Consider the following 23,677-nt stretch of genomic DNA (forward strand, 5'->3'; position numbering starts at 1 on the left):
CATAATGACTAGTTATTTTCTTTAAGATGCCTTATAATACAAGTTAAAAATAAGATTAAATATGGATGTACTACTTCCATATTTAATCTATAGATTTATATAATTGTGTTATTAAATTGTTAAAATTTCAACCTTATACAATTGATTAAAATTGTGAATTTCAAATTTTCTAAAAGTTGCATAATAAATTTAATTACTAATAAAAATAATTTATAAAATTTAATCTCATAAGTAATTAATAATTTTTCTTTACTTCATTTTAATTACTTATTACTTAATTTTAAATTAATAAAGCTTTAAATTCATAATAAAAATTTAAATATACTATGGAAAATAGTTTTTTTGTAAAAGCAGCTTAACCATTTAAAAATTGAGGATTAATGAATAAGAATGAAGAATTAAAGATAAAATTCACCTTTAGTGAATTTCTAAAATAAAATTTATTCTTGATTAATCTATAAAATATGAGGTGAAAATCATAATGAAAGTATGTGGAATTATAGTTGAATACAATCCATTGCATAATGGCCATGTTTATCATATAAATAAAACTAAAGAACTTACAGATTGTGATATACTTATAGCAGTAATGAGCGGAAATTTTAATCAAAGAGGCATTCCTTCTATAGTAGACAAATATAATAAGACAAAGATGGCACTAGATAATGGAATAGACTTAATTTTTGAGCTTCCTACTATTTATAGTGTTGCCTCCGCAGAATTCTTTTCTTTTGGTGCTATAAGCCTTTTAAACAGCTTATCTATAGTTGATAGTATTTGCTTTGGAAGTGAACATGGAGACATATCTATTCTTATGGAAATTTCAAAGATACTTAAAAGTGAATGTGAAGATTTTAAAATTATTTTAAAAGAGAATCTTAAAAAAGGTACTTTATACCCTACAGCTCGTTCACAAGCTTTACTTTCTTATTTACAAAAAGAGAATTATAATATAGATAATTTAGAAGAAATACTAAATTCTTCTAATAACATACTTGGAATTGAATATATAAAAAGCTTATTAAAATTAAATAGTACCATTAAGCCTTACACAATTAAGCGAGAAGGTGCTTCTTACAATAGCATGATTCTTAATAATGTATTTTCTAGTGCTACATCTATTAGGGAATACATAAAAAGTGAAGCGTCCATAGAAAAGTTAAAGGCCCATGTACCAACTTCTGTTTTTAGTGATCTTCAAAAACTTCAAAGTGAAGAATACAATTTTACTTTTGATGAGTCAATGCTACCTTATATTAGGTATAAAAGTTTTTTAAATAAAAATTCTTTAGAAAAGATCCCAGATGTTTCTGAAGGATTACATAATAGAATATATAATTCTCTCTGTGAAGGAAATAACTACAATGACATAATAGAAAGAATTAAATCTAAAAGGTATACACGTACTCGTATTAGTAGAATACTTTGTCAGTACTTTATAGGCTTTGATAATTTTGACTCCAACCTCCTTAGAAATGAACCTTGTAGCTATGCTAGAATTTTAGGTTTTAATGAAAAAGGAAAATCCATACTTAAATCTATAAAAAGTAATAGTAATATCCCTTTATATACAAAACTTCCTAAAGACTTAAACGAGACACTAAAATTAGAGCTTCAGGCTTCTAGAGCATATAGCCTATTAAATAAAAATTATAGATATAATGAAGATTATCTAACTAGCCCATTAAAAAAATCCTGACTTACCTCAGGATTTTTTTAATTGACTACTAATTAATAAACAATTATAGATTTATGTCCATCCTTGAAGTGCAGTATGAACGATTTATTGAAAGAAATTAATTTTAACTATAATTGTCAATTGTCCATCATCAATTTTCCATTGTTTTAAGTTATCTTAAATAAAATAGTAAATTTATAATTTATGAAAATTAACACATAAGTTGTCCCTTTTATAAATATATTTTATATATGTATATTATACTTTAGGGAGTTGCATAATATTGAAACTTATATATGTTTTTCTTTTAATTATTTTATTATCTATACTTTATAAACTTATAAAAAGCTACGGATTTAATGCTATACTCACCATTTTAGCATCACTAATAATTATTTATATAATAGCTAATCCAAAAGAATGTATGGGATTTACTATAGATGGTGTTAAACTTTTTTTTAATTCTGTATTTCCGTCATTATTTCCATTCTTAGTATTAATAAATATGATTATTTCTTTTGGTGGAATTCAAATTTACTCTAAAATACTTGGGAAAATAATTTCTTATCCATTAGGGCTTTCAAAAAACTGTAGCTTGGCAATACTTGTTAGTGCCTTTTGTGGATACCCTTTAGGTGCTAGATACTCTAGTGACATATATGAAAGAAATTTAATAGATTATAAAACTTACGAGAGACTTCTAAATATTGCTTCTAACGGAAGTCCACTTTTTATAATAGGAGCAGTAGGAACAGCAATGCTGGGGAATGTTTACATGGGATATTTATTGTTATTATCAAATTTTCTTTCTTGTATAGCCATGGGTTTAATACTTCCTAATAGATATAAAAATAATAATTCTACAAGTAGTAAAAATATATTTGTGTATGGCAATACTTTAAACATAGGTGTAGCTTTTAAAAACTCTATAGAAGATGCCATTAAAAATGCACTATCTATAGGTGGATTTATAGTTATTTTTTCAGTAATTATAAACATAATAAAAGGCAATGTTTTATTTAACATTACCTTAGAAAAGATATCTACTCTTACAACTATTCCATTTGAAGTCATTCAAGGTCTAATTTTAGGAATGATTGAAGTAACAAATGGCTGTAGTATTATAACTAAGTCTTCTATTGATTTAAATACTAAATTGCTTTTATTAAGCTTTTTAATTACCTTTAGTGGACTTTCAATAACTTCTCAAGTTTACTCTTTAGTATATAAATTTAAAGTTTCTATGAAAAAATATTTATTTTATAAAACAATACAAGGTGCTATTAGCTCCTTAATAACCTTATTATTATGTAAATTACCATTTTTTAATTTTTCTCAAGAAACCTTTTTACAAAATAGCTATTATAATATAAACAGCTCTCAAATATATTTGATAGTCATACTAGTTATATTATCTCCTTTAATTATAACCAAAATAGAGTCTTAATTATTTTAGAAGATTAATAATAAAAACTACTATATCTTTAATAATTAAAAGTTTTAGTAATGCTTATAAATTACAACTGTAATTTATAAGCATTATTTTATATTCCCTAAATCTTTAATATTTTCTCTAACAATAGAAGTCGTACTTGTAATATCTTTATGCATATTTCTAAGCATAGCATCTACTTCCTTGTTAATTTTTATAATTATAGCTTCTCCATTAATATCTATTTCTTTCTGAAGATTGCTTAACGTTTCATCTGCATAATTTAATACACCAGCTTTTAATTCCTTAGCGTATTTATTAGCTTCTAACTTTACCTCTCTTGCTTCAGCATTAGCTTCTTGAAGAATTTCATTTGCCTTATGTTCCGCTGCTCTTATTACATCAGAATTTTCAAATTCTCTTTGAATTCTTCTTTTTGCATCCTCTCTTATAGCTTCTGCCTCTCTCCTAGCAGTATCTAATATTTGTTCTCTAGCTTCAACAATTTCCTTTGCTTCTAAAAATTGTTCTGGTAAGTCTGCTTTTAATTCACTTATAATATTAAGCATTTCTTTTTTATTTAAGCTTACCTTTCCAAGTAAATTGCTAGAAGTTTTTACTGTCTGTTCAAGATAATCTATAAGCTCTAAAATGTTATTAATCTTTTTGTCCACTATTATCCCCCCTCTTAATTTTAGCTCTTTCCTTTAAATCATCCTTAATCTCATCAGGAACTAAATCTTCAAGACATCCTCCAAATAAAGCAACCTGTTTTGTGGCAGAAGAACTTAAATAAGAATATTTAGAATTTGTCATCATAAACACAGTTTCCTTTGTTTTATCTAATTTCTTATTCATAAGGGCCATTTGAAACTCATAATCAAAGTCAGACATAGATCTAAGTCCTTTAACTATTACATCAGCTTCTTCTGCATTCATGAAATCTACTAATAGTCCGCTAAAACTTTTAACCTTAACATTTTTATAAGGTGCTATAACCTTCTGTATATGGGCTACTCTTTCATCAACTTCAAACCAACCTTTTTTATCGGGATTTATTAATACTGCAACTATTACCTCATCAAAAACGTAAGATGATCTTTTTATTATATCTAAATGCCCATTAGTTATAGGGTCAAAACTTCCAGGATAAACTGCTTTTCTCATTTTTATATCTCCTTATATTCATAGAAACATACTGTTGTATTTCCATACTTTCTTTTATCAGTTAATATTATTTTGTCATTTCCCTCGTATATAATTTCACTTGAATCTATCTTTGTAACAATAAGCCCCTCTCTTTGAAGAAGATTATATTTTGAAATCAACTCTATTGCTGGTGGTATCATCTCCTTAGCATAAGGTGGATCTATAAATATGAGGTCAAAAAATTTTTTCTCTTTTCCAAACTTCTCAAGATACTGATAACAATCTCCTTTTAAAGTAGTACATATATCTTGAAATTTTAAATTTTCTACATTCTTCTTTAAAAGATTGTAACTATTATCTCCTTTTTCTATTAAATAGCTATGTTTAGCCCCTCTACTGGCAGCTTCTATTCCTAAGCTTCCTGTTCCTGAAAATATATCAATAGACACTGCATCTCTAACCCTATTTTGTATTATATTAAATATTGATTCTTTTACTCTATCTAAAGTTGGTCTGGTTCCCATTCCCTCTGGTGGTAATAACTTTTTTCCTTTAGCTTTTCCAGCAATAACTCTCATTCATTTCCTCCTTAGATTTTAATTAAAGATTTTACTTTAATAATCTTACTATAATTATAAATTATACATTATGTAAAGTCTTTATATAAGATTTAATACTATTTTAAATATTATCTATCTTTTTATTCTAAGCTATTAAATCTAATTCATATCACACTACAAACAGATTCCATAACTTTTTCTAATATAAAATAAATCTCTATTTTTAACTTATATTTTGCTTAATTTAATTAAAACAAATATATTTAGAACTTTTTTCAAGCATTTTTCTTATTTCTTCTTTAATTTTTAAATCTTCATCTTTACTACTAAATATTATGTTTTTAGCTTCTTTATTAGCTATCTTAAAGAGCTGAAAATCTTCTACTAAATCTGCAAGTAAAAGTCCACTTTCACCTGATTGTTTAAATCCAAATACCTCTCCGCCTCCTCTAATCCTTAAGTCTTCCTCAGCTATAAAGAATCCATCATTACTATTTTTCATAGTCTCCATTCTTCTTCTCGTAGTATCACTTTTTATATCTGCTATTAATATACAATGAGATTTGTAACTTCCTCTTCCTACCCGTCCTCTTAACTGATGAAGCTGGGATAATCCAAATCTTTCGGCATTTTCAATTATCATTAAAGTAGCATTAGGTACATTAACACCTACTTCAATAACTGTAGTAGAAATTAAAACTTTAATATTTCCCTCTTTAAAACTTTCCATTATTAAATTTTTCTCTTTATTAGGCATTTTACCATGAAGTATTTCAATTTCAATATCTTTAAAGTATTTTTCTTTTATCTCTAAATATAAACTTTCCACAGAACTTAGGTCTAAATCTTCATTTTCTTCAACTAGCGGACATACTATATAAACCTGACGTCCTTCTGCAATTTCTTTTAATGCAAAGTTATATACTCTATCTCTTTCTTTTTTATCTACATAATAGGTATCTACTTTTTTTCTTCCTGGTGGAAGAACATCTATGGTAGATACATCTAAATCTCCATAGAGATAAAGGGTTAACGTCCTTGGTATAGGAGTAGCACTCATTACAAGTATATCTGCATTCTCTCCCTTACTTCCTAATTTATTTCTTTGATTTACTCCAAAACGATGTTGCTCGTCAGTAACAATCATACCTAGTTTTTTAAATACTACATTATCTTCAATAAGAGCGTGGGTTCCTATTAAAAGGTCTATTTCTCCATTAGATAAAGATTCCTTAATTAATTCTTTGTTTTTAGCAGTAGTACTTCCTGTTAAAAGTTCTATTTTTATATTAAAACCTTCAAAAAGTCTTGTAGCTTCATAATAATGTTGCTTTGCTAAAATCTCTGTTGGAGCCATCATTGCCGCTTGATATCCATTTTTGATAACATTGAATAATGATATCAATGCAACTATAGTTTTTCCACTTCCTACATCACCTTGAACTAATCTATTCATGATAATATTTTTCTTTTGATCTATTAAAATTTCTCTTACTACCCTACTTTGAGCTTCTGTTAATTCAAAAGGTAGTTTTTCCTTAAGAGTTGTGAGCTCATCACATATTTTAAATGGTACTCCACTACAGTTTTTATTAAGGTCCTTAAGTAATAAGACCTTCATAGAATATGTAAATAGTTCTTGAAACTTTAATCTTCTTTTAGCTTCTTTTAAGCTATTATTATCCTTTGGACTATGAATATGTCTTATTGCCTCATCTAAAGAAATAAAATTATAGTTCTCTATAATTTTTTCAGGTAAATTTTCAATAATTTTTGTATGAGATAAAACCTCAGTAATAACCTTATTTAAAAAATTATTACTTAAATTATCTTTAAGGGAATATTTAGCTAATATTTTATTATCATCTAAAGTTACATTTCTAAGTATCTTAGGATTATTCATTCTAACTTCACTATTAAACTTTTCAATTTTACCACTTAATATGTATTTTTCATTAACTCTAAAACTATTTTTAGCATAAGGCTGGTTAAACCATTGACCTTTAAAAGTTTTATTATTAGCTTTAAATATTATAGTAGAAAGAATTTTATTATTTCTAGTTCTTATATCTCTTAATATACTTACTACTTTACACTCCAATATTACTTTATCTTTTTCATTAAATCCACTAATATCATTTCCTACAGTTATTAATTCATAATCTCTAGGAAAATATAAAAGTAAATCTAAAACAGTATAAATTCCACATTTATTAAGTTTTTCGGCCATTTTAGGACCTACACCCTTAACATAACTAATATCATTATATAAATTCACACCATTCACTCCATATATAGAATTTAAAGCTTACTGCCCATTATAAATATATCATATATAGAAAAAAAGCCCTAAGGCTTTTTATTCTACAGATGTAATAAAATAATATAATGGTTGCTTTCCATCAAAGCACTGAACATCCATATCTGGATATTTTTCTTCTAACTTTTCTACAAGTTTATTTACTTCTTCAACACTACAATCTTCTCCATAGAATATAGTAATAAGTTCACTATCCTCATTTATCATGCTAGAAATCAATTCTTCACAAATATCATATATATCAGTTCCTATTTTACTAATTTTACCTTCTACAAGTCCAAGAATATTACCTTCTTTTATAACTCTTCCATCATCTTCAGTATCCTTAATTGCATAAGTTACTGAACCTGATATAACATTCTTACTACATTCTGTCATATTTTCACTGTTTTCTTCTGGTGAGGCTTCACTATTAAACATTGTTATAGCAGTAATCCCCTGTGGTATTGTAGTTGTTGGTATAACTATTACATTTTTATCTACTAATTCTATAGCTTGATTTGCTGCCATTATTATATTTTTATTATTTGGAAGTACAAAAACATTTTCAGCATTCACTTTATTTATACTTTCAACTATGTCCTGTGTGCTAGGGTTCATAGTTTGACCGCCCTCTATTACTACATTGACGCCTAAATCTTCAAAAATATTTTTAATACCTTCTCCTCTAGCAACGGTTACAAACCCATATTTTTGTGGCGGCTCTACAGAAGTAACTGCCTGAGTAGCATCATCTTCTTCATAATCCATTAAAGTTCTATGCTGTTCTCTCATATTATCAATTTTAATTTTTGATAGCTCTCCAAACTTAACAGCTTTTGAAAGTACACTTCCCGGATCATTAGTATGAATATGCACTTTAACAATATCGTCAAGTCCTACTAATACTATTGAGTCCCCTTGTTTTTCAAGTTCTTCTTTAAACTCTGGAATATTAACTCTTTCAGATAATATTATAAATTCTGTACAATATCCAAATTTAATATCTGCAGAATCAATATGAACTTCTGGACTTGCCATTTCTACTACTTTATTTTCTAAAATTTTAGTGTTAAGGTCAACTTTAAGGTCATCTTTTAAAGCTTCATGCATACCCTTGAAAAGGATTAATAATCCCATTCCGCCAGCATCCACAACTTTGGCTTGCTTTAACTGTGGTAACATTTCAGGTGTTTTGTTTAACATTTCTTCGCAATTCTTACAAATTTCTTCAAATAAACTAGTTACATCTTTAGCATTACTTGTTTTTATTCCTTCAGCTGCAGCTCTTATTATTGTAAGTATTGTTCCTTCTGTCGGCCTCATAACTGCCTTATAAGCAAAATTAGCACCTTGCACCATACTCTCTTTAATATCTTCTACTGATGCCTCATTTTTGTCTTCAAGTCCTTTTGCTATGCCTCTAAATATTTGAGAAAGAATAACCCCTGAATTACCTCTAGCACCCATAAGTGCTCCTCTTGCTAACTTTCGAGATATTTCCCCTACTGTTTCTTTATCTAAATTTTCAACTTCACCCACTGCTGTTTTAAATGTCATAGACATATTTGTTCCTGTATCTCCATCTGGCACAGGGAATACATTTAGCGAGTTTACATATTCCTTTTGCTCCTCTAACTTATTAGAAGCATTTCTAATCATATTGCAAAAATCATGCCCATTTATTTTTAAGTATTTCAATGTCGATACCTCCTAGACCCTCACACCTTGAACGTTTACTGTAACCTGTGAAACCTTAAGTCCTGTAAAGTTTTCCATATTGTATCTAACCTTCTGAATTATATTATTAGCTATTACTGAAATTTTAGTTCCATATTCTACTATTATATATAATTCTACTGTTAAGGATTCATTTTTCGTATTTATTTTGACACCTTTGCTTAGGTTTTCACCCTTTAAAAGCTCCCATAATCCATCTGTAGCATTTTTAGAAGCCATACCAACAACACCATAGCATTCCATTGTTGACACACCTGCAATGTTTGCTAAAACTTCTTCTGAGTAATATACGTTACCTATTTGATTTGTTATGCTAGCTTTCATAATAACTCCTCCTTAATAACACTATATAGATTATTCTATATTATAAAGTAAATTAATTCAACAATTTTAATTTGTAATTAATAGAATTTCCGTTAATTATTTTACATTTTGCTTGCATAGTTTATAATGACTATGTTAAAATATTGTATGTTTGATTTAAACAGTGTTGGTTATTTTAAGGAGGTGTTTATAATGTCAAGAAGATGCGATATATGTGATAAAGGTGTTGTATCCGGTTCTCAGTTCAGCCACTCACACCGCCAATCTAAAAGAAAATGGGCTCCAAATTTAAAAAGAGTTAAAGCTATAGTTAAGGGATCTCCTAAAACTATTCATGTATGTACTAGATGCTTACGTTCAGGTAAGGTTCAACGTGCTATATAAGCTTAAAAAATGCAACTCCAATAAAGAGTTGCATTTTTTTATGTTTATTTTTTTCTAACAAATATACTAACTATTTTAGATAAAAATTTCGGAAGCTTTATTGCAAATATTTTCATTGTTTCCCCCCTATAAATTAATTACGATCCTCCATAATCTTCCAACCCAAACCTATAATTACACATCCCATTGCCACAATCCATCCCCAAAATGGAATTAGCATTGCTAACAGTATTCCAAGCCCTACAGCTACTACTATTGCCCCAATTCTCTTTCTAGTTTTCCTGCAAAAAAACTTAGACATTTCATCTCCCCCATAGTTATTACTACTATTTAATATATGTTATTTTTTTACAATTGATACAAGTATTCATTGAAGTAACTTTATAGAAATTAAACAAAATAATCTTATAAATAATAAATTCTAAATAATTTTTTATAATATTATATTTTTAAAATAATTTAATAACAAAAGTGAAATACATATATAAATATGATAAAAAAATTTAAGATGTTTTTTAAAATTAGATATATGAAACTTAAAGTTCTCCATAAGCAGAAATAAAAATATTACAATAAACTTTTTAATAACAGTTCAATTGCATACTCTAATACAAAAATAATATTATTTAAGAAATAGTTTAAAATAAAGCACTAGATAAAATTGCTCTAGCGCTTTAATTTAAAATAAATTTGCATTTTAAATTTTATTTTCAAATTTTATCACCATCTAAAGTCAATAAATTTTTTATGATTTTAATTTATTTATCATTACGTGTTAAATTTTATAATTTATAATTTACTTAAGTTAATTAATGCTTCAACCTCTCCTACAACTTTTATTTCCATGAATACATCTAGCGAAAAACAAAATACATCTTTAATCAATACAGGAGCTTTTCTTGTTTTAGAACGAGTTTTCACAACTAGTTCTAATTCACTTGTTTCAATAGAGTTCGGTATACATAATGTGACTTCTTTATTTTTTTCCACAAATCTTTTTATTCTTTTTTTCTTACGTTTACCATCTCTAAATTCAATATTATATGGAATTCTCAGTGTAAATTTGACCTTTGAAAAATTTGGTTTCTCTTTAATTTTTTCTCTTATTTCTGTTCTATTTACTATAAATCCATTATGAATTATAATTTTTTGAAAAGTAAAAGGTTCTCTATAAGTTTTAGGAATATCCACTATAACTTTTGGCAAAGATATATTTTCTTTATAACTTGAAAATATTTTTTTAACTATTATAGGAGACAATTCAACTTCATCTTTTTTTTCTTCCATATTAGTTGAATCAATGGCATTTTCATTTTCAATAAGTGATTCATTTAAAATCATTGTAATATCATAAGGTTGACTATTAATTTCTTCTATAAGAATAGTATTAACTATGGAATTAGTGGTTGTATCAATTATATCTAATGCTCCCTGACCACCACAATTTCTATCAGTTACAAGAAGCTTATCTTTATTTGGAGTTAATAATATACTTTGTGGTTCTGGTAATGTAGTTGCAATAAATCCTTCTAATATATTAGTTGTAATATTTATTATCTCTATCCTATTAAGGCCTCTATTAGCGCCATATAAAATATTATCTTTAAGCGCCAAACTGGTTATAGAAGAATTTGTTGGTAGCTCTATTTGAAAAACTTCTTTTTTCTCAATATCTATTGTAGAGATACTAGCAGAATTCTTAGCTTTTCCACCTTGATTTGCTACGTATATGAATTTACTATCTTCATTTATTAAAATATAACTTGGTTTTACACCAACATTTTTAACTCTTGTTAATAACTTAAAATTAGATGTATCGTAAATCTTTAAATCTTTACGCAATGAATCTAAAACTACTAAATGCTTTCCATTTAAATCTAATTTTAAGCTCTCTATAGCCATAAATCCTACAATTCTTGCTATTTTTCTTTCTGTAAATATATCGTACACCAATATTTCTGAAGTGTTTGATATATATATTTTTCCATTTACTATATCTATTTCTAAGTTGCCATTATTAGGAATATCCAATATTTTTATTTCATCACTTAAATTACATATAATTGCAATAGGATTTTTATCACTACCGACATAAATATCACCATTTTTATGTGCTGATATTCTAAAAGGTCTGTAAGGAAGATTGATAGTTTTTATTATACTATTCTTTTCTCCATCAATAACTGTTATAGTCTTATTTGCTAAATTTGACACATAATAAGTTGTTTCTTTTATCCTTTCTACTGTTGACATAACATCTAGGTATCATCCCTCCTCCCCCAAATTTTACTTATAATAGATTTGTTCATTTCCGCTTCTAAATCTCTTTGCAATTTATTTTTTTCTTTATTAATTTGTCTTAACATTAAACTAATCTCTTCTTTTTCTTTAGTTACCATATCTAATTGTTTATCTAATGTTTCTAATGTATTTTGCAATTCTTCTTTTTCTTTAGTTATATTTTGGTAGTCTTTTCTCATAGTTTCATTTTCTATAGTTATCTGTTCTAAATTTTGTTTCAATTCTTTTCTTTTATTATTCATTACTTCTAATTCATTATTTATATGTTCCTTATCAAGATTTGTTTTATTTAAAGTTTCCTGTAATTTTTCTTTTTCTTTCTTTAATTTTTCTATCTCAAGATTTAAATTTTCATTTTCCTTAATTGTTTCTTCTAATTTTTCTTGTAAATCATCCAATTGTTTCTTTCTTTCTTTTAGTCCATCTTGAGACTCCTCATGTACTTGCTTAAAAATATTGCATTTTTCTTGAATCTTTTTATTTTTATAAATTATATTACTTAATTGTTCTTCCAGTTGTCCAATAATATTTTCTTTTTGTTTTAGCTGTAATTTTAAGTTAACTACTATACTTTCTAACTCTTCATTTAGCTCGCTTAAATTTGATATATCTTCATTTATAAAATCTTTTTCCTCATTGATATTTAATACTGAATTATTATCCTTCTCGCTTTCTTCTTCCTCTACATTCCTTAAAGAACTTTCAGGTAAAAAGAATTTTATAGGATAAGAATCTGTACCTAAAATTTTATTACCTTTTATTTTTTCATTATCATATCCAAATATACAATTGTACAACAGAATTTCTTTTCCTTCTTCAGTATCTAATCTAAATGGTGCATTCCACTCATTTTCAAATGAAGAACAAATTATATCCTTTTGTTCCCTCCACATTGCCCATAAAATATTGTTTTTTTCAATTAATATAGGGTCTGTAATTTCTGTTTTCCCTTCAAAAAGTTTATCATATTTCATTTCTCCATTAAAATCTATATATACAGTTTCTAATGAATACATATCCTTTTCCTTAGATAAATTTAAAATATGAATCTTATTTTTTGAAAATATAGTGGAAAAATTTATTTTACTACCTTTTATATCATATAATTTCTTAGGGAAACTCCAGTTAGGCTTTTTATATACAAAATTTTTTACTTCTATTTCTGGTTCTTTATTATTGATAAAAAATATAGAAATATTATTTCCTCTTACTATCTCTACATGATAATGATTATCTGCATTTGGTATAAGCATAATATTGTGAATACTGTTAATTATGGCATTCTCCTCTCTCCATATATAATGCATAAGACTTCCTCGGGAAGGATTATTTATATTTTTAAGTATGAAAAATGCATTTATACGATTTTCTACCATAATTAAAGTAAGTTCTCTTATTTCATTCTCACTGGCTTCAAAGCCATACAGTACTTTTCCTAGCCACTGATCTTTATTCCAAATGCAATATTTTAATTTTCCTTTTTTACTATATATAATGTGAATATTTTGATCTTTATCTATAGTAATATTAAATTCTAATACTTCTGTATCAATTTTACTTTCGTTAGTCCATCTATCTTCTGAATACATAATATTGTAAGCTAAATGCCCATTTTCTTTTAAAATAAACTTCCATAAATTATTTTCTTTATCGTAAAAAATCCAAGTATTAGTATTTTCCATATATTTCACCTCTTTATAAAATTATATTTTTTTATTTATATATATATGACCACATTTAAACTATCACACAATTATTTTATTTACATACAATGTAATGTAAGTAAGAATATCCTATGTAAGAAGGAGGAAAATATATGGCAATTACTAGTGATAATTTCTCACCACGTCCTGGGCTAGTAAATAAACAAGGATACCTTCCTGACCCAGTTGAATTGGTATGTATCGAAGTACCTAAAGTATTTGACCAATGTTTAATTAAAAAATGTCTTAAATTTAAAGAAGGCCCTGATACAAGTTGTACTGACGAGGAACTAAGAAGTAATCCACTAACAGATCCAAAAAGATTTTTAGGATGTAGAGATTTTAGTATTAAACTTTTATCTGTAGATAAAATTCCTATTAACGGTAAGCCAGGATATAAAAAAGTTATTATTTCTTTTATGATTTCATTTTTCGCAGATTTTTTAGATACATGTGGTACTACTCAATCTGAGTTATTTGAAATAAATAGAACTGAAGTTATTTCTAAACTTTATTGTCCTGACTCAATAGCTAAAACCACTTCTAGCAGTATATGCCCTGATGAAGATGAAGATTTCGATCCTGAAATTATAAAACTTGAATTAGTAGCAGACTGCCTTGATGGAGTATTTACTAGAGATTGTGATTGCTGTGATGTATTGGATATAACTTTAGGTTTCCATTTAATAGTAAAATGTGAACTTATTGTTCAATTACTAATTCCTGCTTATGGTTATTGTCCAGTACCTAAACAATGTAAAGAAGAACCAACAGAAGATCCGTGTGAAATATTCTGTAAATTACCACCACCAAAATTCTATCCGGATCAAAAATTAAGACCACTATTCTCTGATGATTATGATGATTGCTGCGATTAATTAAAAATAAGTTTTCTATAGCAAAGTAACACACTTGTCCAATGTCTCATATAATATAATGAAGAGTTTTAGATAAAATATTTTCAAATAACTTATAAAAAAATAAAATTATGTAAAAGTATAAGGGAGGCTTATTTATGAATTCAAAATCTAAATCTTTTAAATGCGAACATTGCAGATGCAATCCTTGTAAATGCGACGACAGATGCCATGATAAATGTCATGATAAATGTCATGATAAATGCGACCATGACAAATGCTGCTGCCATGAGCATAAATGGAACTGTGATATAGATTGCTGCAATACTTGCCACTGTACTCCAGGACATCCACTACCTGGTCCATCAATATTATCTTGTGGTACAGGAACTGGATTAACTATTCCAGCAGTTACTGCTGGTACTCCATTTAATCCTATACCAGTAGCTAGTGTTACAATTGATACTACTTGCTTATGCAGACCAACTGTAAAAATTGATTTTTCTAGTATAATTAATTATCAAGCACTTCTTACTTTAGGGGCAGGTCCAATATTGACTACTCCATTTACAGTAACCTTCCAATTGAGTAAGACTTGTAATGATGGATCTAAAATACCACTAGGAAGCTGGACCTTTACAATAGCGCTATTAGCAGTTGCAGTAAATATTACTGAAACCTTTGCTTTCACTTTCTGTGAATGCCATGCTTGCCCAGGCTGCTGTGTTTATACTGTAGATATAGTTCAAGCTCTTAGAAGTACACTAGCTGGTACTATTACTGTTACAAGTGAAACTGCTTCAATCGTTACTTCTAGCCTTACAGCAATAGCAGCTTCTTCTTGCTAATAATTTTAAACTTAACTGTAAATAAAATGTCATATTTAAAATTTATAGGAGTCCTCTCTTAACGAGGCTCCTGATTTCCATTTATGATATATTTCAAAATTAATATACACATTAAAATAAGTAGTATTTTAAAATATTATAGCTATACAATTCATAATTACGAATTTGTATTTATCCCTATAAGTTATATAAAAATTAGTATATAGTTAATTGTTACCTAGTTCTTTGAAGTGCAATATAATGGCACAAAGATATTTAATATATTTAGCAGTATCACTGTATTGCTTACCTCCCTTATTCAATTCATAATTGAAAATATTTCTTAGATAAAGCTCAGAGATTTAGAATTGATTTATTTTTAAGCAACACAGTTACTTCTTATAAAGAACTATTAATTATATTGCTAGTAAAAAAATTAGTTTGATTAAAACTAATTTTAATTACAATTTTTAATTTTGAATTGTTCATTATTTTAAATACTCCATTAAGTAAACTGTTCCCTAGAGGCGAAAAATTTAAAATTTATTAAAATATTAAGGAGGCATATTTATGAATTCAAAATCTAAATCTTTTAAATGTGATGATAGATGCCATGATAAATGGGACGACAGATGCCACGATAAATGTGACCATGACAAATGTTGCTGCCATGAGCATAAATGGAACTGTGATATAGATTGCTGCAATACTTGCCACTGTACTCCAGGACACCCACTACCTGGTCCATCAATATTATCTTGTGGTACTGGAACTGGCTTAGCTATTCCTGCAGTTACTCCTGGTACTCCATTTAACCCTGTACCAGTAGCTAGTGTTACAATTGATACTACTTGTCTATGCAGTCCAGCTGTAAAAATTGATTTTTCTAGTATAATTAACTATCAAGCACTTCTTGTTTTAGCAGCTCCTGTACTAACTACTCCATTTACAGTAACTTTCCAATTGAGTAAGACCTGCGATAATGGTAGTAAAATAGCACTAGGAAGCTGGACTTTCACAATAGCAATATTAGCAGTTGCGGTAAATATTACTCAAACATTTGCTTTCACTCATTGTGAATGTCACGCATGCCCTGGCTGCTGCGTTTACACTGTAGATATAGTTCAAGCTACTAGAAGTGCAATAGCTGGTGTTACTGTTACAAGTGAAACTGCTTCAATTGTTACTTCTAGTCTTACAGCAATAGCAGCTTCTTCTTGCTAATTGATTTTAAACTTAACTGCAAATAAAATGTCATATTTTCAATTTATAGGAGTCCTCTATCAACGAGGCTCCTAATTTGTTTTTTATAATATATTCTAAAATTAATACATTCACTAATACTTTAATTGTATTACCTATATCTATTATTCTAGTTAATTAAATCAGTGTTAATAGGAACTATGCTTTACCTTAAAAAAGTCTTCTACAATGGACAATTTAAAATTGACAAAGGAGAATTATTGCTACTTCTCCTTTTATTCAACTCATAATGCACAATTCTAAATTGCTCAGTAAAAACGAGTAATTTAGAATTTATTTATTTTGAAGCCACATAATCACTTCTTATAAAGAACCATCAACTGTACTACTAGTAAAAAAATTAGCTAAAGAAACTAGTTTAATTAAAACTAATTTTAACTATAATTGTTAATCTTCCATTATTAATTGTACATTACTTTAAGCTATCCATTGATTAAACTACTCTTAAAAGGTAGAAGAATTAAATTTTCTTAATTTATATAGTAAGGTAACACAGTTATCTAATAATCCATATAATATACTACACATTTTAAAATAATTTACAAAAGTAAAACTTATTAAAAATATTAAGGAGGCATATTTATGAATTCAAAATTTACTTGTTGTAATAAGCAAAATTGCTGCAACACTTGTGCTTGTACTCCTGGACATCCACTACCTGGACCAACAATTTTATCTTGTGGTACTGGAACTGGATTAGCTATTCCTGCAGTTGCTCCTGGTACTCAATTTAACCCTGTACCAGTAGCTAGTGTTACAATTGATACTACTTGTCTATGCAGCCCAGCTGTAAAAATTGACTTTACTAGTATAATTAACTATCAAGCACTTCTTGTTTTAGCAGCTCCTGTAATAACTACTCCATTTACAGTAACTTTTCAATTAAGCAAAACTTGTGATAATGGAACTAAAATAGCACTAGGAAGCTGGACTTTTACAATAGCAATATTAGCAGTTGCCGTAAACATTACTGAAACCTTTGCTTTCACCCATTGTGAATGCCATGCATGTCCAGCATGTTGTGTTTATACTGTAGATATAGTTCAAGCTACTAGAAGTGCATTACTTGGCGTTACTGTTACAAGTGAATCTGCTTCAATTGTTACTTCAAGTCTTACAGCAACAGCAGCTTCTTCTTGTTAATTAATTCTTATGCTTAACTTATAGAAAAAATGTCATATTTTCAATTTATAGGAGTCCTCTGTTAATGAGGCTCCTAATTTATTTTTACAATATATAAATATAAGAATTATAAAAAACTATAATTAACTTATTTTTAAAATAACTCAGTCACTTCTTATAAAGGACTAACAATACATTGCTAGTTAAAATTATTTAAAGAAATTAGTTTAATTAAAACATTAAAAAATATTCATCTATATATAACTTTTTACATAGTAAGTCTTATAGGTATTCAGTATGAAATTTAACATATATCCTATAAATAAATTTTATATAAAACTAGCTTAACCTCTTAAAAAATTAAGAATTAATAGTTAAAAGTATGAATTTATTAAAATAAAATTTATTCTAAAAAACTTCGAAGGTCCTGGTGGTGAAATTTTGACTATAATTCGTATCTTTAAATTTTTAATCTCTAAAAAACTTTATTATGGAGATTAAAAATAATATATAAATCAAATTTTTATTAAGGAACTCTATATTAGCTTAAAATACCTTAGTTAATGTGTAAAGTAACACAGTAATCTAATAATTCATATAATATAATACATATTTTAAAACAATTTACAAAAGTAAAAATTCAGTAAAAATATTGAGGAGGAATATTTATGAATTCAAAATCTAAATTTTTTAAATGCGAGCATTGCAGATGTAATCCTTGTAAATGTAACGACAGATGCCATGATAAATCCCATAATAGATGGAAGCATGACAAATGCTGCTGCCATGAGCATAAATGGAGCTGTGATATGCAGTGCTGCAATACTTGCCACTGTACCCCAGGACACCCATTACCTAACCCATCAATCCTATCTTGTGGTACTGGAACTGGCTTAGCTATCCCAGCAGTTGCTCCTGGCAATCCATTTAATCCTATACCAGTAGCAAGTGTTACAATTGATACTACTTGTTTATGCAGTCCAGCTATAAAAATTGATTTTACTAGCATAATTAACTATCAAGCAGTTCTTACTTTAGGAGAAGGACCTATATTAACTAGTCCTTACACAGTAACTTTCCAATTGAGTAAAACCTGTAATAATGGAAGTAAAATACCATTAGGAAGTTGGACTTTTACAATAGCACTATTAGCAGTTGCAGTAAATATTACTGAAACCTTTGCTTTCACTTTCTGTGAATGTCGCGCTTGCCCAGCATGCTGTGTTTATACTGTAGATATAATTCAAGCTAATACAAGTTCATTACTTGATGTTACTCTTACAACAGAAACTGCTTCAATTGTTACCTCAAATCTTTCTGCATTAGCAACTTCTTCTTGCTAATTAATTTTTATGTTTAATTTACAGATAAGATGTAATACTTTAAATTTGTGGGAGTCCTCTATTAATAGGACTCCTGATTTATTTTCATAAGAAATACATAATGTTTTAAAATTTAAGATTTATTAATTTATGTAGTAAAGTAACACAGTTATATACCAATCCATATAATATAATACATATTTTAGAATAATTCACAAAAGTAAAATTCATTTAAAATATAAGGAGGAATATTTATGAATTCAGAATCTAATTGTTGTAAACAACAAGATTGTTGCAACACTTGTCATTGCATTCCTGGACATCCACTGCCTACTCCAGCACTTTTAGCTTGTGGTACTGGAACTGGAGTAGCTATTCCAGCAGTTACTCCTGATACGCCATTTAACCCTATTCCAGTAGCTAGTGTTACAATTGATACTACTTGTCTATGTAGTCCAGTTGTAAAAATTGATTTCACTAGTATAATTAACTATCAAGCACTTCTTACTCTAGGAACAGCACTACCTATACTCACTACCCCTTTCATATTAACTTTTCAATTGAGTAAGACTTGCGGCAATGGCACTAAAATAGCACTAGGAAGCTTCACTTTCACAATAGCAATATTAGCAGTTGCAGTAAACATTACTGAAACCTTTGCTTTTACTCATTGCGAATGCCATGCATGTCCCGCATGTTGTGTTTATACTGTAGATATAGTTCAAGCTACTAGAAGTGCACTACTTGGCGTTACCGTTACAAGTGAATCTGCTTTAATTGTTACTTCAAGCCTTACAGCAACAGCAGCTTCTTCTTGTTAATTAATTCTTATGCTTAACTTATAGATAAAATATCATATTTTCAATTTATAGGGGTCATCTATTAATAAGGCTCCTAATTTTTTATTTTATTTTCTTTAATTTAGTAAAAAAGCTACTGGCTTCTGCATATAATGCAGTAGATATTTGTATTTTTTTACAAATGCAAAGATTTATAAAATAAGGGAGGAATATTTATGAATTTAAAATCTAAATCTCTTAAATGTGAGTATTGTAAATCTAATCCCTGTAAATGTGCTACCGATAAAAATATAGATTTAATGCATCCACTACCTATACCAATACTTTTATCTTGCAGTACTGGAAATGGACTATCTATTTTTCCTAATATCTCTGTTCCTATAACCATAGCTAGTATTACTGTTGATACAACTTGTTTATGTAAGCCAGTCGTAAAAATTGATTTTAATAGCACTATTAATTATCAAGCACTTATATCCGGTGGTACATCAATTACTCCATTCACATTAATTTTTGAGCTAAGTAAATTTTGCAATGACGGAACAAAAGTTGCCCTAGGAAGCTGGACTTACTCTATTGGCTCTCTATTAGTAGCAACAGATCTTACTAATTCCTTTAATTTCACTTATTGCGAATGTAATACTTGCTCTTCCTGCTTCGTTTATACTGTAGATATAGTGAAATTTAATAGCAGTGTATTATCCGGTAGGGGTAGCATTACAGAGAAGATTTCAATTATTACTTCAAACCTTTCAGCCTTAGCAACTTCTTCTTAAATAACTAATCTTAAAATTTATCTAATAAGTAACATATTATATTTAATGGAGTTCTCTCTATAATATAAAATAAACTTCTAATTAAACACATATATAAAATATCTTAATCTTAAACAATGATTTTAAGATTATAATAAATTCTTTAAAATTGTAAAACAATTGCTATTTGTTACAATATATATTGTACTGAAAAACTATAAAAATACTAAATAAGCATAAATTTATAAAATTCAAAATCTGAAAAATAACAGCATAAAGATTTTTAACTAACTGATCATTAATAAAGAACAACTTATGCAAGTCAACTGTTAAGAATGAAAAAATAAAAATCCTATATAAGCTAATTTTAAAAATACTTCTTTATAAAAATGTAAGTTAATATGACTATTTGCTATGCAAATAGTCATATTAACCGTTAAATAAAATTTAATTTTACAGATATATATTTTTTAATAGAGCTCCTATGAATACTGAAAACTTCCTTCTACTCTCGCAGTTATCTCAATTTCACCAGGCATTACTGGAGTACTAGCTGTATAAGTTTTCATCATGGCTCTACTTTCAAACTCTTGTATAGGAGCCTGTTCTTTTATGCTATTAGGAATTGTATTTACTGACACTTTTAAAGTGTCTCCAATGGTTATAGCTTTTTCTACTGCATCTATAACTGCTAATTGTAAAGCTTTATTATAATAATATCTAGGATCAGAAATTGTAAAACTTATGTTTCCTACATTGTTTGCTCCAATACTAACTGAAGCATCAATTATTTCTCCTACTCTTCTTATATCCCTTATAGTCACAGTAAAAATATTAGTTACCTTATAATTTCTAAACACCTGTTTACCTTCAATATAATCATATTGGGGTTCAATATTATAAATTGAAGTTTTTATATCTCTTCTTGAAATTCCCATTTCTTCAAGTTGATTTATAACCCTATTACTTATCACTATATTTTCTCTTTGAGCTGTTTCTAAGTTTTTATCTTCTGTTATAACTCCTAAATTGATAATAGCAATATCTGGTTCTGCTTGTATACTTCCAATTCCAACTACCCTTATGTTCCCTTGACTGCCCCTATCTTGATTATAATATGGTTCAGTGTCATAAAAATTAGAATACATCATAATCACTATTCCTCTTTATAAACTTGCTTATCTTATATAATATGAAAATATATAATCTTAGTTACAATTTTTACCATATACATATCAAAATATGAACTATAATTTTTTTAATCTTTTAAGAACTGATTGTAAAATAAAGCATATGAGTTTTCAATTAAAATAATGCACCTATCGCCTCATCACATCAAAATAAAATAATTCTAGGTGTTATAAAAAGAAAACTAAAATAGCACCTAGTCACCTAGATGCTTTTCTAAAATTTATTCTAACTTCTACATTCTTTTATTACCAGAACTTTATTCTTCAATAAATTTCATCAATTCTTTGTTAAATTTGTCTTGTTCATCATAAAATGTTGCGTGACCGCTGAATTTAAATGGTATAAGTTTTGAATTCTTAATACATTGATTTTGTATTTCACCTAGTGAGAATGGAACAACTTTGTCGTGAATACCATGAATAATTAAGGTTGGAACATTTATTGTTTCTAGATCAGAAAATAATACTTCACGTAACCAAGTATTTGCAATACTCGCAGTTGCCCAACCAGCTGCCTGTAATCCCAATTGGAAAAACCAATCAGATAATGCGTCAGTTATATGCTGAAAGAAGAATATGTCTCCAAAATCCCGTAACATCTTAGGACGATCAGTATATGTTCCTTGAATAATTTTAATTACCTCTTCTCTTTCTAGACCATAGGGAAAATTAGGACGCTTGATAAGACTAGGCGCCGCTGCATCAAAAAGAGTAAGTTTAGATACTCCATGTCCTCTATGACGAGCCATATATCGAATAGCTATAGCTCCTCCCGTTGAATGTCCTGCCAATGTGAAATTACATAATTCTAGTTCATCAACCACGCATCTAACATCATCTGACAATCGATCATAGTCGTAACCTGTATAAGGTTTATCCGAATCTCCAAATCCTCTCATATCTATTCCGATGCATCTATAACCCATCTTTGGAAGCTGGTTAAATTGATATTCGAATAAATTATGACTACCAGGCCAGCCGTGTAAAAACAAGATTGTATTCTTTCCCGCTGGATTAAGATCCTCCACATAAATTTTTACATTTGGTTCTACCCTAATATAGTATCCCACTTATAACCTCCAATGAATAATCACTCTATTAATACATTATTCACTTGAGAATAAATATATTCACGTAATTTCAGACATTCAAAAAGGCTTAACTGAAAACTTTTTAATTTTAACAAGTTAATTAATAATATTAACAATTAATATTTTCGTTGATATTGAATTAATAAAATCAACTTTTGTGGCATATTAAACAAAATCGTGACTAAGTGTCACGATTTTCGATAGTTTAAAATTATAAAAATTATTGCCTATTATTTTTTATTGTACCTCTTTTATCATTCTAAGATATATTTTCTTTCCTAAATGTGACTCTTCTACTACTTTATATCCAAGTACAGTATAAAAATGAATTACCTTATGATCATTAACGTCTACTAAAAGAGAGATTTTGCTTAAGTCTTTCTCCTTAGCCATTTTTTCTGCTTCCATCATTAAAGCTCTTCCTATACCTCTGCCTTGATATTTTATATGAGTAGCTATATTGGCTATAAATAATTCCCCTGGTTCAGATTCCTTTAGGTGATCAAGCATTATTATACTAGAGATATATCCTACTTTTTCTTTAAAGCCTTTTTGCCCTTTCATAAGTAACTTTGCAGTTTTTTTCTCAATATTTTTCATAGTGTCATGTGGAATTGCAAATAATATTCCTGCCACTTCGTTATTTACTACTGCAACTTTAGCATGTTGATAACTAAATCTATTTCTACTTTCTTTAACTATATAGGCAAGTCTCTCTATTATTTCGTTCTTGCTTCCCGTTCCCCAAATAACTTCTGGATTAGTTTCTGTAATATAAAGTAAACTTGCTATTTTTTTAACGTCCTTTATTTCTGCATTTCTTATGTCTATTGAATTCATGATTCCTCCCAAATAAAATTTCTTAAATTATTAGCTAATT

22 protein-coding genes are annotated in these 23,677 nt (G+C 27.9%); 10 read left to right on the top strand and 12 right to left on the bottom strand.

Annotated features, from left to right (window positions below; genetic code table 11):
- The first annotated feature begins 481 nt into the window (after positions 1-481).
- The gene (locus ACY1IQ_RS04180) at positions 482-1,699 is read left to right on the top strand and encodes a nucleotidyltransferase (RefSeq protein ID WP_461612779.1); all 1,218 of its coding nucleotides are present in this window, start codon (positions 482-484) and stop codon (positions 1,697-1,699) included.
- Positions 1,700-1,961: 262 nt separating this feature from the next.
- Positions 1,962-3,125, top strand: a complete 1,164-nt coding sequence (ylbJ, locus tag ACY1IQ_RS04185) for a sporulation integral membrane protein YlbJ (RefSeq protein ID WP_461612780.1) — start codon at positions 1,962-1,964, stop codon at positions 3,123-3,125.
- 92 nt (positions 3,126-3,217) lie between these two features.
- On the opposite strand, the gene ACY1IQ_RS04190 is transcribed toward ylbJ, so the two are convergent.
- From ACY1IQ_RS04190 to ACY1IQ_RS04215, 6 genes are all read right to left on the bottom strand, one after another.
- Positions 3,218-3,784, bottom strand: a complete 567-nt coding sequence (locus ACY1IQ_RS04190; RefSeq protein WP_461612781.1) for an ATP synthase subunit B family protein — start codon at positions 3,782-3,784, stop codon at positions 3,218-3,220.
- On the bottom strand, positions 3,768-4,277 hold the full coding sequence (gene coaD / locus ACY1IQ_RS04195) for a pantetheine-phosphate adenylyltransferase (protein WP_461612782.1): 510 nt from the start codon (positions 4,275-4,277) through the stop codon (positions 3,768-3,770). Before coaD ends, ACY1IQ_RS04190 begins: the two co-directional genes overlap by 17 nt.
- A gap of 2 nt (positions 4,278-4,279) precedes the next feature.
- Positions 4,280-4,837, bottom strand: coding sequence for a 16S rRNA (guanine(966)-N(2))-methyltransferase RsmD (gene rsmD / locus ACY1IQ_RS04200; RefSeq protein ID WP_461612783.1), 558 nt, complete (start codon positions 4,835-4,837; stop codon positions 4,280-4,282).
- A gap of 226 nt (positions 4,838-5,063) precedes the next feature.
- Entirely contained in the window at positions 5,064-7,097 is a 2,034-nt protein-coding gene (gene recG / locus ACY1IQ_RS04205; RefSeq protein WP_461612784.1) for an ATP-dependent DNA helicase RecG, read from the bottom strand.
- 81 nt (positions 7,098-7,178) lie between these two features.
- Entirely contained in the window at positions 7,179-8,819 is a 1,641-nt protein-coding gene (locus ACY1IQ_RS04210) for a DAK2 domain-containing protein (RefSeq protein ID WP_461612785.1), read from the bottom strand.
- Between the two features lie 12 nt (positions 8,820-8,831).
- Positions 8,832-9,182: an Asp23/Gls24 family envelope stress response protein gene (locus ACY1IQ_RS04215; RefSeq protein ID WP_039631800.1), complete on the bottom strand. Its 351-nt coding sequence runs from the start codon at positions 9,180-9,182 to the stop codon at positions 8,832-8,834.
- A 192-nt stretch (positions 9,183-9,374) separates the two neighbouring features.
- Between ACY1IQ_RS04215 and rpmB the strand changes: the two genes are divergently transcribed.
- On the top strand, positions 9,375-9,566 hold the full coding sequence (rpmB, locus tag ACY1IQ_RS04220; protein ID WP_039631798.1) for a 50S ribosomal protein L28: 192 nt from the start codon (positions 9,375-9,377) through the stop codon (positions 9,564-9,566).
- Positions 9,567-9,699: 133 nt separating this feature from the next.
- Here rpmB and ACY1IQ_RS04225 read toward each other — a convergent pair whose 3' ends face one another.
- The 3 genes from ACY1IQ_RS04225 to ACY1IQ_RS04235 all read right to left on the bottom strand — a co-directional run bounded on the left by ACY1IQ_RS04225 (position 9,700) and on the right by ACY1IQ_RS04235 (position 13,549).
- Entirely contained in the window at positions 9,700-9,867 is a 168-nt protein-coding gene (locus ACY1IQ_RS04225; RefSeq protein WP_291559299.1) for a hypothetical protein, read from the bottom strand.
- A 488-nt stretch (positions 9,868-10,355) separates the two neighbouring features.
- A complete protein-coding gene (locus ACY1IQ_RS04230) occupies positions 10,356-11,819 on the bottom strand; it encodes a YncE family protein (protein WP_461612786.1) in 1,464 nt (487 codons plus the stop codon).
- A 5-nt stretch (positions 11,820-11,824) separates the two neighbouring features.
- A complete protein-coding gene (locus ACY1IQ_RS04235) occupies positions 11,825-13,549 on the bottom strand; it encodes a hypothetical protein (RefSeq protein ID WP_461612787.1) in 1,725 nt (574 codons plus the stop codon).
- Positions 13,550-13,683: 134 nt separating this feature from the next.
- Between ACY1IQ_RS04235 and ACY1IQ_RS04240 the strand changes: the two genes are divergently transcribed.
- From ACY1IQ_RS04240 to ACY1IQ_RS04270, 7 genes are all read left to right on the top strand, one after another.
- A complete protein-coding gene (locus tag ACY1IQ_RS04240) occupies positions 13,684-14,448 on the top strand; it encodes a hypothetical protein (RefSeq protein WP_461612788.1) in 765 nt (254 codons plus the stop codon).
- Positions 14,449-14,585: 137 nt separating this feature from the next.
- A complete protein-coding gene (locus tag ACY1IQ_RS04245) occupies positions 14,586-15,275 on the top strand; it encodes a DUF4489 domain-containing protein (RefSeq protein ID WP_461612789.1) in 690 nt (229 codons plus the stop codon).
- Positions 15,276-15,824: 549 nt separating this feature from the next.
- Complete coding sequence (locus tag ACY1IQ_RS04250) at positions 15,825-16,478, top strand: DUF4489 domain-containing protein (protein ID WP_461612790.1); 654 nt, start codon at positions 15,825-15,827, stop codon at positions 16,476-16,478.
- Positions 16,479-17,099: 621 nt separating this feature from the next.
- Positions 17,100-17,660 (top strand): DUF4489 domain-containing protein, encoded by a 561-nt coding sequence (locus ACY1IQ_RS04255; protein WP_461612791.1) that lies wholly within the window; start codon positions 17,100-17,102, stop codon positions 17,658-17,660.
- Positions 17,661-18,307: 647 nt separating this feature from the next.
- Positions 18,308-18,982 (top strand): DUF4489 domain-containing protein, encoded by a 675-nt coding sequence (locus ACY1IQ_RS04260; protein WP_461612792.1) that lies wholly within the window; start codon positions 18,308-18,310, stop codon positions 18,980-18,982.
- Positions 18,983-19,215: 233 nt separating this feature from the next.
- Positions 19,216-19,782 carry a DUF4489 domain-containing protein gene (locus ACY1IQ_RS04265; protein ID WP_461612793.1) on the top strand — a complete coding sequence of 189 codons (567 nt, stop codon included), beginning with the start codon at positions 19,216-19,218 and terminating at the stop codon, positions 19,780-19,782.
- Between the two features lie 194 nt (positions 19,783-19,976).
- Positions 19,977-20,537 carry a DUF4489 domain-containing protein gene (locus ACY1IQ_RS04270; RefSeq protein ID WP_461612794.1) on the top strand — a complete coding sequence of 187 codons (561 nt, stop codon included), beginning with the start codon at positions 19,977-19,979 and terminating at the stop codon, positions 20,535-20,537.
- Positions 20,538-20,998: 461 nt separating this feature from the next.
- Here ACY1IQ_RS04270 and ACY1IQ_RS04275 read toward each other — a convergent pair whose 3' ends face one another.
- The 3 genes from ACY1IQ_RS04275 to ACY1IQ_RS04285 all read right to left on the bottom strand — a co-directional run bounded on the left by ACY1IQ_RS04275 (position 20,999) and on the right by ACY1IQ_RS04285 (position 23,637).
- Positions 20,999-21,667: an SIMPL domain-containing protein gene (locus ACY1IQ_RS04275; RefSeq protein WP_461612795.1), complete on the bottom strand. Its 669-nt coding sequence runs from the start codon at positions 21,665-21,667 to the stop codon at positions 20,999-21,001.
- 296 nt (positions 21,668-21,963) lie between these two features.
- Positions 21,964-22,776: an alpha/beta fold hydrolase gene (locus ACY1IQ_RS04280; RefSeq protein ID WP_461612796.1), complete on the bottom strand. Its 813-nt coding sequence runs from the start codon at positions 22,774-22,776 to the stop codon at positions 21,964-21,966.
- Between the two features lie 258 nt (positions 22,777-23,034).
- Positions 23,035-23,637, bottom strand: coding sequence for a GNAT family N-acetyltransferase (locus ACY1IQ_RS04285; RefSeq protein ID WP_461612797.1), 603 nt, complete (start codon positions 23,635-23,637; stop codon positions 23,035-23,037).
- Between the last annotated feature and the right edge of the window lie 40 nt (positions 23,638-23,677).

Source organism: Clostridium sp. Marseille-QA1073, from assembly GCF_054863625.1.

Excerpts from the sequence above, each read along its gene's own strand:
- ACY1IQ_RS04180 (WP_461612779.1), top strand. The coding sequence starts at position 482 with ATGAAAGTATGTGGAATTATAGTTGAATACAATCCATTGCATAATGGC.
- coaD (WP_461612782.1), bottom strand. The coding sequence starts at position 4,277 with ATGAGAAAAGCAGTTTATCCTGGAAGTTTTGACCCTATAACTAATGGG.
- rsmD (WP_461612783.1), bottom strand. The coding sequence starts at position 4,837 with ATGAGAGTTATTGCTGGAAAAGCTAAAGGAAAAAAGTTATTACCACCA.
- ACY1IQ_RS04215 (WP_039631800.1), bottom strand. The coding sequence starts at position 9,182 with ATGAAAGCTAGCATAACAAATCAAATAGGTAACGTATATTACTCAGAA.
- rpmB (WP_039631798.1), top strand. The coding sequence starts at position 9,375 with ATGTCAAGAAGATGCGATATATGTGATAAAGGTGTTGTATCCGGTTCT.
- ACY1IQ_RS04225 (WP_291559299.1), bottom strand. The coding sequence starts at position 9,867 with ATGTCTAAGTTTTTTTGCAGGAAAACTAGAAAGAGAATTGGGGCAATA.
- ACY1IQ_RS04230 (WP_461612786.1), bottom strand. The coding sequence starts at position 11,819 with ATGTCAACAGTAGAAAGGATAAAAGAAACAACTTATTATGTGTCAAAT.
- ACY1IQ_RS04235 (WP_461612787.1), bottom strand. The coding sequence starts at position 13,549 with ATGGAAAATACTAATACTTGGATTTTTTACGATAAAGAAAATAATTTA.
- ACY1IQ_RS04240 (WP_461612788.1), top strand. The coding sequence starts at position 13,684 with ATGGCAATTACTAGTGATAATTTCTCACCACGTCCTGGGCTAGTAAAT.
- ACY1IQ_RS04245 (WP_461612789.1), top strand. The coding sequence starts at position 14,586 with ATGAATTCAAAATCTAAATCTTTTAAATGCGAACATTGCAGATGCAAT.
- ACY1IQ_RS04250 (WP_461612790.1), top strand. The coding sequence starts at position 15,825 with ATGAATTCAAAATCTAAATCTTTTAAATGTGATGATAGATGCCATGAT.
- ACY1IQ_RS04255 (WP_461612791.1), top strand. The coding sequence starts at position 17,100 with ATGAATTCAAAATTTACTTGTTGTAATAAGCAAAATTGCTGCAACACT.
- ACY1IQ_RS04260 (WP_461612792.1), top strand. The coding sequence starts at position 18,308 with ATGAATTCAAAATCTAAATTTTTTAAATGCGAGCATTGCAGATGTAAT.
- ACY1IQ_RS04265 (WP_461612793.1), top strand. The coding sequence starts at position 19,216 with ATGAATTCAGAATCTAATTGTTGTAAACAACAAGATTGTTGCAACACT.
- ACY1IQ_RS04270 (WP_461612794.1), top strand. The coding sequence starts at position 19,977 with ATGAATTTAAAATCTAAATCTCTTAAATGTGAGTATTGTAAATCTAAT.
- ACY1IQ_RS04275 (WP_461612795.1), bottom strand. The coding sequence starts at position 21,667 with ATGATGTATTCTAATTTTTATGACACTGAACCATATTATAATCAAGAT.
- ACY1IQ_RS04285 (WP_461612797.1), bottom strand. The coding sequence starts at position 23,637 with ATGAATTCAATAGACATAAGAAATGCAGAAATAAAGGACGTTAAAAAA.